Origin of the sequence: [Clostridium] aminophilum (assembly GCF_900101295.1) — a bacterium.
In the GTDB taxonomy this organism is placed as follows: Bacteria; Bacillota; Clostridia; order Lachnospirales; family Lachnospiraceae; genus Clostridium_R; species Clostridium_R aminophilum_A.
Map to the genome: position 1 here is coordinate 1 of NZ_FOIL01000077.1, position 10,765 is coordinate 10,765.

Consider the following 10,765-nt stretch of genomic DNA (forward strand, 5'->3'; position numbering starts at 1 on the left):
GAGAAAAAGCATTTACAAAAACACAAAGGAAAAAGGAGTGTGCATTAAATGAGAAAGCAGACTAAATATGTTGCAGTTCTTTCTGCAGCAGCTCTTCTTGCTATGGGCGCATCTATGACATCCTTCGCCGCTGGTTGGGAGAAGGACGAGGCAGGTGCATGGCACTATTATGACAAAGACGACGACATGGTCACCAACGAGTGGAAGAAGGACGGCGGAAAGTGGTTCTACCTCGATGATGACGGCGCTATGGTTACGGATCAGTGGGTTGAGGACGACTACTATGTAGGCGAAGACGGCGCAATGATCACCAACGGATGGGTAAAGACTCTCGAGGATGATGAGGATGTTGATAATCCGGAAGATACCGGTGAGCACTGGTACTACTTCAACGCTAAGGGTAAGAAGGTGGCTGCAACCACTGGTGATAGCGTTAAGAAGACCATTGGCGGCAAGACCTACCACTTCGATAGCGACGGAAAGATGCTTTCCGGTTGGCAGGAGAGCGGTGACAATGTTTACTACCTCGGCGGCGAAGATGAAGGTTGGGAGACCAGAAACGCTTGGAGATGGCTCGAGAAGTCCGGTATCGATGACGATGAGGATGATGATGTAACTGGACAGCCGGTTCTCGGTTGCACAGAAGATGACGACTGTGACGACGAGGGTTGGTACTGGTTCGATGCTTCCGGTAAGCTTTATCACAAGAGCGGTCTCAAGACCATCAAAGGTAAGAAGTTCATCTTCAACGAGCATGGTCAGATGCTTTACGAGTGGATCTACGGTGCACAGAGAAAGGTTGGTTCCTACGCACAGCTTGACTCCGACGATGCTACCGATGGTGAGGTTGATATCACTGATATGCTCTGGTTCCAGGAGAACGGTGACGGAGCAAACAACGGTGCTCGTTACAAGGGTTGGCAGTATCTCTCCGGTTCTGAGGCATTAGGTACTGACGGAGATACCAACTGGTACTACTTCAAGGATGGTAAGGCTAAGCACGCTTCCAAGGATGAGGACTGGAACCAGCTCACAGATGGCGATTCCAAGATCTACAGAAAGAAAGAAAAGCTGTCTTGGGATGGTAAGAGCGGTCACTTCTGTTTCGATCAGAACGGTAAGATGAAGACTGGTCTTCAGTACATCGATGGTCACACATACTTCTTCAACGATGACGGTTACATGCAGACCGGTAAGGTTTCCAGCGTAGAAGAAGCTAATGGTGATACATTCAGCTACTACTTCAATACCAAGAATTCTGGCAAGGGCCAGGGTTACACCGGTGAGAAGGATGGCTATCTGTACTACAATGGTAAGAGACTGGAAGCAGATGATGATTACAGAATCTACGTTGTAAACGGAAAGTATTATATCGTTAATAACAAGGGTAAACTTCAGAAGTCCTTCAAGAAGAAAGATCTTGAACTTCCGAATGGCACCACAATGAGTGATGTTACCTTTGGTGAGGCTGTTCTGAATAAGAAGAACTACGTTCTGAAAGACACCGATATCGTTGATAAGGACGGAAACAAGGATGATGATTATAAGAAAGTAGCTGATGCTGCTTGTGTTCCGTACATCCACCTCGATGATACTGATGAGCTCATCACTCAGTATACATACCTTGAGGCTGCGGATGTTGACAACGATTATCTCACTCTGGACGATGTTCCTGCTCCGGTAGTTCCTGCTCCGGTTGAAGATAATGGCGAGGAAGATGAGGATCAGTAATTTCTAAGCAGGAATGATTCTATCCTAAGATCTCACAGTAAAATAGGTGCTGTCGCATTGGTTGAGCAATCAACTGGTGCGGCAGCACTTTTATATACGAAGAAATAACCTTTTCAGCATAAACGAGGCAAAACACGCTATGCGAGTTTCACCTCGTTGTCACGTCAACTACTCAGGTTTCGTGCAAACTTGTCGACGTAATGTGCTATAAAGAAGAGTTTATTTACTGCCTCATTTCTTTTATAAGGATCCCCACGCGGCTTCCTACTTCGTTTTCAATTTTATCTTCATCCTCGCAGAACATTGTTTCGTTTCGAATTGCGGTATCAATACGGCTGAGCAGTTCTGCCGTATTGTATTTTGACTTGGAGTACCTTGGCAGCAACTGACGAAGTTCATATTCCGCATATCTCCGCGCATTTGTCACTTTGGCATTTGCAAGGAGTTTTTCGTTATCGAGATTCATGACCTCATCAAAGTGGAGCAGAAGCCAAAATTCAAAACAAGGATTTGACATATATAGACCGAAGCCGTTCTCTTTACACTTTTGAACAACATCCCAGTATTGCCTTTCTGTAAAATCTCCGCGATCCCGATCGACAACAAAACAGATCTTATCAATATCACTGTCATAAGTGATTGCACGGTTACTTATTATTTTCGGAAGATCATTTGTCAGGTTATTAAATTCCTGTAAATACTCAGCTATTGTATTTAAGGTATCTTCTAAATCATTTACCGGCTCGCTCATCGTTTTTTCAAGATGTTCTGTCACCAGAACCTTAAGTCTTGCCCACATTGTCTGCGCGGCTGTTCTTCCCGGCGGTAGCATTTTTTCTTCTTGGAGATATTCCATTATCCAATTTAGAAAGGTCTCATAAGAGATTATTCCTGTGTTTGACTCTTGAAGATTTAGGATCATTCGATCTATGATCTTTTTGGGATTACTCCAATTATCTTCACTGTAGCTGCGCAAAATCGGAACCAACTCAATGATCGGATTAATTCCGATTGCATCTCTATTTTGATCGACCGCCTCAAAATAGATTCTCTCAGTATCCGCGCCTTCATATATCAAAAAATACTTCTTGCGAACTTCGTCTGAGACAAGAACTCTGGTACGCTGTGCAAAGTTTCGTTTTTCTCTCATAGATTATTCCTCCGCCACAGGGAACACACTATTGAAGATCGGCACTCCGCCATAACGGCCTTCCAGATATGCCTTGTCAATTTTTTGATCAAATCTGGCGTTATATTCTTCCAGAGAATAAATATCTGATTCTCCGTTCTTTTTCTTATCGACAAACCAAATTTCATCTCTTCTCAGTAAATCAAAATCCATCAGACGGGATTCATGAGTTGTGACAATCAGCTGAATATCCTGTTTAATCGCAAGCTGCAAGAATGTTTCAACAAACTTATACGTGAGAGCCGGATGAAGACAACGATCAAGCTCATCAAGCACAAATGTTTTTCCTGCGCCGGCAAGAAGAATCTCAAGAAGATCCAATATTCGAACTGTTCCATCGGATTCTTCTTCTAAATTAAAATATGTCTCTCTGTCAGCATGCCTGAATTCAATGGTCTGGCATTTCAGATCCTCGGTTTTGCTGAGAGTTATCATAAAGAAATTAGTGTGCGATCTCATAATCAGCGTCAGTCTGGAAGGTCCATTTTCCACAGCTCTCAACTCTGCAAGTTTTTGCTCCAGATTAGCTAGAATCTGATCCTGATTCTGCTTCGGAACTCCATTCAAGGCCTTCTCCAAAGGCGCCTCGACCAGACGATAGTCTGTGATACCGATTCCGAATGCTGCGATTAATCTGCATACATCTTCCACCTGATCGCGGTCCGATTTTGCCATATAGGCATAATTGCTGACCGGCTGATCAGGATAGCTGATATCTAAATGGCTGGCATACCAAACATAAATATCGCGAAGACATGCTGCGTTCAAATTATTCTGATAAAATGTCTTTTTATTGGTATTCATTAGTGTCAGGAAAAGAACTGACGGATCAGTTGCGATATCCTCCGCGTAAACATTAAGCTTGTCAACTAACGAGATTGCTGCCAGTTCGCCATTAAATTCAAACGTTCCTTCTTCTATATCTCGGTTGAACAGAACCGTCTCTTCATTATTGGGATGGAGTTCAACAAGCCATTCTGAGATAAATTTACTTTGGCTTAAAATGACTTCAAAACCATACGAATAATATTTTTCTCCGAGCTTTAGTTCCATCTCAAAATAACTTGGTTTATTCTGATTATCAGGCTGAGTTTTGCAGTACTTTTCCGTATGCCCATCCGGCAAACCGCGTAAAACAATCGTCTTCATCAGATTCATTGCCTTAACAAGGTTCGATTTTCCTGCGGCATTTGCCCCATAAATAGCCGCAAATTTGAGCAGTTTGATATGGCCGTCATCAAAAATATGTTCTTTCTTGCTGCGGACTTTTCCGGCAATCATAGAGAATTCTTCCGATTCATTTTCTGGTCTGGATGAAAATGAAAGCACATTTTTCACATTGAATCTAATCAGCATACTTTTATCCGCCTTTCCGATTCGATTATGAGTGATTTTTTCACTTTTGTCAATTTTCTTTGCGATTTTTTCAAGATATATCAGTATAGCTTGACGGTAAAAGTGATTTATTCACATTCGGTAAACTAACAGGTATTCATCTTACCATTCTAATCGAAGCAGAATGTGCCGGTCCTGTTCTCAGAAAAGAGCGATTATCGATTCAAGTATATAAGACGGAAATCTCATGTTTACTCAATCATGGCCGACTCGGTTTGAGCCGAGTAAAACTTTACATTTCGATTTCTTTCGAATATAATCAAATTAACTCGATGGCGACCGAGTCGAAAGGAATCGAATAAAATGAAATTCATTGGAAGAGTAGCGGAACTGACGAAACTGAAGAGAGAACTGTCCTCGGATGAGATGCGGATGACGCTGATTTTTGGAAGACGCAGGGTCGGAAAAAGTGAGCTTGTCAAACAGGCACTCAAAGAATTACATACAAAGAGTATTTACTATGAATGCAAGCAGGTCACGGAAGAAAGCAACGTGCAGGGGATTTGCGAGGTTCTTTCGGAAAATCTGGAGCTGCCGAAACTGGGATACCGATCGATCGAACCGCTGATTGACTATATTTTCTCACTTTCCACGGATGAGAATCTCATTCTCGTACTGGATGAATACCCGTATCTTCGGGAAAATGTTAAAGGTTTGGACAGTATCCTTCAGGCACTGGTGGACAAATATCGTGACAATACGAAACTGAAGCTTGTTATTTTGGGATCCTATGTCGATATCATGAAATCTCTGATCGAGCATTCCAATCCCTTATTCGGCCGTGTGGACCTCGTCATTGACCTCAAGCAGATGGATTATTATGAATCGGCACTGTTTTATCCGGCCTTTTCGGTCGAGGACAAAGTCCGGATTTATTCGGTATTTGGCGGAATTCCGTATTTTAACCGGCTGATCAACGATAAAAAAAGCGTCCGGGACAATATCATCGATCTGATTGCTTCATCGGGGGCACGCCTGGAAAATGAGGTTTCCATGTACCTGAATGCGGAAATCTCGAAGATCGTCAATGCGAATGAAGTGTTTGAGGCGCTGGCCCGAGGCTTCTCGAGGTACAGTGATATCCTGTCGCAGTCCCATGTTTCCAGCGGTCCGACGCTGGTGGACGTACTTGACAAACTGATCCGAATGGAAGTCGTGGAAAAGAAGTCACCCATCAACGACGAAACCAACAAAAAGAAGGCAGGATACTATATCTGTGATAATCTGTCGCTGTTTTATTTCCGGTATATTTTCAAGTATTCTTCTCAGATGAAGATCATGGATCCGGATGTTTTCTATGACAAGTATATCGCCAATGATTTCGAGGAGAGCTATGTCCCCCGAAAATTTGAAGAAATCTGCCGGCAGTATCTGATCCGGCAAAATCGTCTCGGAAAGATTGCCCCGGTGATCGAAAAAATCGGGAAATATTATTATGACGATCCGAAGATCCATACGAACGGCGAATTTGACGTTGTTACGCTTGATGAAAAGGGATACGTCTTTTACGAGGTCAAATTCCGAAAAAAGATGCTTTCGAAAGAAGTGATCGACGAAGAGATCCGCCAGGTGGAGGCAACGAATCTTAATTGTTATCGATATGTTTTCTTCTCGAGATCCGGTTTTACTGAAGACGAGACCGAAAAGATAAAGCAGATTGAACTCGGAACACTATATAAGTGACTGGCCGTTAGGGAATATCAGGCCAGCATGACGCCTCATCTTGCACGTTTTACCCAGCAGGTCTATAATAAATATATAAAATTTTTTGCGGTAAATATCGGTTTTATGCCTTATTTATCGCTATCTATCGAAAATCATATCTTCCAATCGCAAAGGAGCGCGCTCATATGAATAAACCCAATCCATATCGCCCGGGAGCGGGCCTCATGCCGGTATATCTGGCCGGAAGAACCGAAGAGATCCGGCATGCAGAGATGCTGCTGGATGCGCTGGTGTCCGGTATTCCGACGCAGTCGGTGATCTACTCCGGACTTCGCGGCGTCGGAAAGACGGTCCTTCTCAATACGATCGAGGAAAAAGCAGAGTTAAAAGGAATCCTCCATGTGCACTTTGAGGTAGATGCCAAAAGTGACTTCATCGCCCTGATCAATAATGCCGTGAAAAAGATCGCGCGATCCATCTCTGCCAAAGTCCTGATGCAGGACGTAGTTCAAAATCTTTTGGACGCGTTGAAATCCCTGTTTGTCTCGTTCAATCCGGGGGACGGCACCTTTTCGCTCTCTGCGCAGGAAAGGGCGTTTTATCTGTCGGACAGCCTGACGGCCACGCTCACCGATGTGTTTGTCTCCCTCGGAGAAATGGCAAAGCGGGCGAATGTCCATATCTGCTTTTTCGTGGACGAGATCCAGTTCATGAAGTCCGAGGAATTATCCGCGCTGATCGCAGCTCTTCACCGGTCCAATCAGCTGGGGCATCCGATCATGCTCGTCGGCACCGGACTTCCGAAGATCCTGAAATCTCTGGGTGACGCAAAGTCTTATTCTGAACGGCTTTTTGAATATCACACCATCGGCTCTCTCGACGACGAGAGCGCGAAGAATGCCATTGCGGAGCCGGCAAAGAAACTGGGGGTATCGTATACCGATGATGCGATCGAACAGATCCTCGTGAAGACCGGGAACTATCCGTATTTTATTCAGCAGTTTTGTAAGATCATCTGGGGGCGGGCCGATCAGGATGAGATCGACGCAGAGATGGTTGAGCAGACCGAAAAAGAGTATCTCCGGCAGTTGGACGAGGGCTTTTTTCGCGTACGGTATGAACGCTGCACGGAGAATGAAAAGAACTTCATCCGTGCCATGGTGGAGTGCGGCGCACTCCCGTGTACCATCGCGAATGTCGCAAAAAATCTGGGCTCCCGCGTCCAGTCCGTTTCGCCGGTGCGGGCTCAGCTGATCAATAAGGGGATCATCTATGCTGTCCGCCATTCCGAGCTGGACTTTACCGTGCCGGCATTTGATCAGTTTTTGAAGAGGGAATTAGGCCTGGACGAATAATGGAGGGGAATCTCGTTACATTCCCCGTATCCGTCGGTAGACGGCATACTGCATCTCCTCCGTCTGCTTATCGTAGGACAGCCCTTTTGCTTCCAGGATCCGGTCGATCGCCTGGGCCGGATCCATCGTGTGGTAAGGCAGAAACAGGTCGCGCAGTTCCTTTGGCTTTACTGCCTTATATACCTGAATCGATGAACGCTCATAAGTATAGGCAAAGTAACGATAAATATATCCGATCCAGAACATTTCATTTTCTGTAAATTTTACCGATCCATAATCGGACCGGCCATACTCTTTTTCGACCAGTTGCAGCATTTCTTTTGGCTGGATGCTGGTCTGAAGTACGGAGCCGTCATCCATTTCACCGGCGACACTGCTATACATAAAACGCCGGATAAATACTGCCGAACCGATTTCCTGCATCGTGACAGATAACTCGAACGCTTTTGCCTGCAGATCGCAAAGGAGCAGGCCATCTCTGTCTATTTTTTTCATCGCATTTTCCTCTGTGTATAATGGTTTACATCTAACTTCCCTTTGGTAATTGAGCGGAACATATTACTCCAGAATCTCGTCAATATATCGGCCTTTTCCACGATATTGGATTCTCGCAAGTTTTACTTTATTTGCTCCAAGTTTGTTTTCCTCCGACCGGAGGGCCTTATAATGCTCTCTTTCTTTCGAAGAGATATATCCCCGTTCCAGTATGTTCAAATGCTCAAGGGATTTTTCGCTCACGAAAATATACTGATTGCCCAAATTTGTTGCTGCAAGACAGTGCTTGCACTGTTCGTCCGTGATCTCACCTTCAATGAAAGAATTGATGATCTGAAACATTCGGTTATCTGCAATCGGAGCGATAATGTAATCATACTTTCGCGACTCCTCAACGATCTGTCGGATCATGGGGTGAGTCGAATACTCATCCAAAGCGCCCCGATAATATGCGATGGTCAGCATCCATTCCTGATTGACCTCATATTTTTTGCAGTTCAGATTTCCGGACTCAAAATCAAGATAGTACACGGATGGATGATCAAATCCAAAAACAAAGGAAACCGCCTGCTCATATTTTTCACCCGTGTAGAACCCCTGGCCAAAATCATTGTTGGTTCTGCTTTTCGAAGCACTGAGAGAACCTTCAATTTCTGATTTTGCTCCGTGGAAGAGCAGCCGATGACCTGCCTTCATATTATCGAGCCATAGCATTTCCTTTAATCGACCAAGTTTTATATTGTGTTCAAATGCATAGTTGTATACCTGCTCCAAGAGGCGATCAGACGGCTTGGTATCACCTTTCTCATTTCTGGACAGAGTGACCTGCTGAACTCCTATGTTTTGCGCCATTTCGCTCTGTGAGATCTCCAACAAATCTCGGATCGCCTTTAAATCCTCCCGAAAATTAAAATCCATGTTCGCCATTCCTCTCTTTGTTCTTGACTTCCTTATAACATATTACTTAAATAAGTTCAATATTGGCGCGCAAACTTGTTTAGGTAATATGTTATAGATAAGTTCGAATTCATCAATACCTCTTCCTGTATTTTTTTCGGAAATACGGATGAAAACTTGGACCTGTTAAAAATCAGAAAGGCAATTTTGTCCTCTTCCACGGAGAATCAAGGTTTTATCATGCTCCTCCTTCTCCATTTCGGAAAACTTCTTCAAAAAATGATTTGAAGTATTCAAAAAGGAGCCCCACCGAAGTGGGACTCCCAATCATTCAACAGATTAGAAGAATTCTAAATTATTCCTTTTCTGCCTCTTCTGTTGTTGTTTTCTCAACGCCTGTAAGATTAACGCCCTTAGCATCAGCAGCCTCTACAGTCAGGAAGTCGATTCCCTTGATCTTTTCTGTATCTTCAGCTGTAAGAATAGCAGTATCACCATTTGCAAGACCAACGATCATCTGATCAGTATCATCAAGCTGGATGTGCGGAAGAGCTACGTCTTCTGTCAGGGTAGCAGTAAGAGCGTATGTCTTCTTGTTCGGAGAAAGAGTTACATCCTCTGCTACGGTACCATCAGCAAGTTCAAGGTCTTTCTTCTTGAAGGTCTTCTGAAGTTTACCCTTGTTGTTAACTACATACTGCTTGCCGTTTACAGCGAATACTCTGTAATCGTCATCAGCCTCAAGTCTCTTACCCATGAAGTACAGATAGCCGTCCTTCTCACCGGTAAAGCCCTGACCCTTGCCAGAGTTCTTGTTGTTGAAGTAGTAGCTGAAGCTATCACCGTCGATCTCCTCAACGTTGGATACCTTACCAGTCTGCATGTAACCGTCATCGTTGAAGAAGTATGTCTTACCCTCGATGAGCTGAAGACCGGTCTTCATCTTACCATACTGGTCAAAGCAGAATGTACCTGTCTTGCCATCCCAGGAGATCTTCTCTTTCTTTCTGTAAACAGCTTCGCCGCCGTCGGTAAGACCATTTGTCTTATCCGCAAACTTCGGCTTACCATCCTTGAAGTAGTACCAGTTGGTATCGCCGTCTTTTCCTAAAGCTTCAGAACCGGAGATGTACTGCCAACCCTTGTAACGAGCACCGTTGTTTGCGCCGTCACCGTTCTCCTGGAACCACATCATGTTTCCAACAGTTGCTACACCCTTGAGGTCTTCGGAATCAAGCTGAGCGTAAGATCCGGATTTGATCTTATTGCCGTATACCCACTCATAGAGCATCTGACCATGATCGTTGAACATGAACTTCTTACCCTTGATGGTCTTCATGCCAGCCTTGTGATACAGCTTACCGGAGTTATCAAACCAGTACCAGCCCTCGTCATCACAATCGTCATTTTCGGAGCAGCCAAGAACCGGAACACCTGTCACCTCATCGTCCTCATCGTCATCGATGCCGGACTTCTCGAGCCATCTCCAAGCGTTTCTGGTCTCCCAACCTTCGTCCTCACCGCCGAGGTAGTAAACACTGTCACCGCTCTCCTGCCAACCGGAAAGCATCTTACCATCCTCATCGAAGTGGTATGTCTTGCCGCCGATGGTCTTCTTAGCGCCAGTGATCTTCTTGCCCTTTGCGTTGAAGTAGTACCAGTGCTCACCGGTATCTTCCGGGCTGTCTACATCGTCATCATCAGCCAGAGTCTTAACCCAGCCGTTGGTGATCATTGCGCCGTCTTCGCCTACATAGTAGTCGTCCTCAACCCACTGATCCGTAACCATAGCGCCGTCATCATCGAGGTAGAACCACTTTCCGCCGTCCTTCTTCCACTCGTTGGTGACCATGTCGTCGTCTTTGTCATAATAGTGCCATGCACCTGCCTCGTCCTTCTCCCAACCAGCGGCGAAGGATGTCATAGATGCGCCCATAGCAAGAAGAGCTGCTGCAGAAAGAACTGCAACATATTTAGTCTGCTTTCTCATTTAATGCACACTCCTTTTTCCTTTGTGTTTTTGTAAATGCTTTTTCTC

General features: G+C 44.8%; 8 protein-coding genes. 3 read left to right on the top strand and 5 right to left on the bottom strand.

Features of this window, described 5'->3' with window-relative positions:
- Nucleotides 1–48 precede the first annotated feature (48 nt).
- A complete protein-coding gene (locus tag BMW41_RS13180; RefSeq protein WP_074650608.1) occupies nt 49–1,731 on the top strand; it encodes a hypothetical protein in 1,683 nt (560 codons plus the stop codon).
- A gap of 223 nt (nt 1,732–1,954) precedes the next feature.
- On the opposite strand, the gene BMW41_RS13185 is transcribed toward BMW41_RS13180, so the two are convergent.
- On the bottom strand, nt 1,955–2,881 hold the full coding sequence (locus BMW41_RS13185; protein WP_074650610.1) for an RloB family protein: 927 nt from the start codon (nt 2,879–2,881) through the stop codon (nt 1,955–1,957).
- 3 nt (nt 2,882–2,884) lie between these two features.
- On the bottom strand, nt 2,885–4,276 hold the full coding sequence (locus BMW41_RS13190; protein ID WP_074650611.1) for an AAA family ATPase: 1,392 nt from the start codon (nt 4,274–4,276) through the stop codon (nt 2,885–2,887).
- Nucleotides 4,277–4,618: 342 nt separating this feature from the next.
- On the opposite strand from BMW41_RS13190, the gene BMW41_RS13195 reads away from it, so the two are divergent.
- Together BMW41_RS13195 and BMW41_RS13200 are read left to right on the top strand one after the other, a co-directional pair.
- The gene (locus BMW41_RS13195) at nt 4,619–5,998 is read left to right on the top strand and encodes an ATP-binding protein (protein ID WP_074650613.1); all 1,380 of its coding nucleotides are present in this window, start codon (nt 4,619–4,621) and stop codon (nt 5,996–5,998) included.
- 167 nt (nt 5,999–6,165) lie between these two features.
- Nucleotides 6,166–7,335, top strand: a complete 1,170-nt coding sequence (locus BMW41_RS13200) for an ATP-binding protein (RefSeq protein WP_074650614.1) — start codon at nt 6,166–6,168, stop codon at nt 7,333–7,335.
- A 15-nt stretch (nt 7,336–7,350) separates the two neighbouring features.
- Here BMW41_RS13200 and BMW41_RS13205 read toward each other — a convergent pair whose 3' ends face one another.
- The 3 genes from BMW41_RS13205 to BMW41_RS13215 form a co-directional block, all read right to left on the bottom strand.
- Nucleotides 7,351–7,830: an antitoxin gene (locus BMW41_RS13205; protein WP_074650615.1), complete on the bottom strand. Its 480-nt coding sequence runs from the start codon at nt 7,828–7,830 to the stop codon at nt 7,351–7,353.
- A gap of 63 nt (nt 7,831–7,893) precedes the next feature.
- Nucleotides 7,894–8,748 carry a DUF3990 domain-containing protein gene (locus tag BMW41_RS13210; RefSeq protein WP_074650617.1) on the bottom strand — a complete coding sequence of 285 codons (855 nt, stop codon included), beginning with the start codon at nt 8,746–8,748 and terminating at the stop codon, nt 7,894–7,896.
- A 334-nt stretch (nt 8,749–9,082) separates the two neighbouring features.
- On the bottom strand, nt 9,083–10,717 hold the full coding sequence (locus BMW41_RS13215) for a hypothetical protein (RefSeq protein WP_074650619.1): 1,635 nt from the start codon (nt 10,715–10,717) through the stop codon (nt 9,083–9,085).
- Between the last annotated feature and the right edge of the window lie 48 nt (nt 10,718–10,765).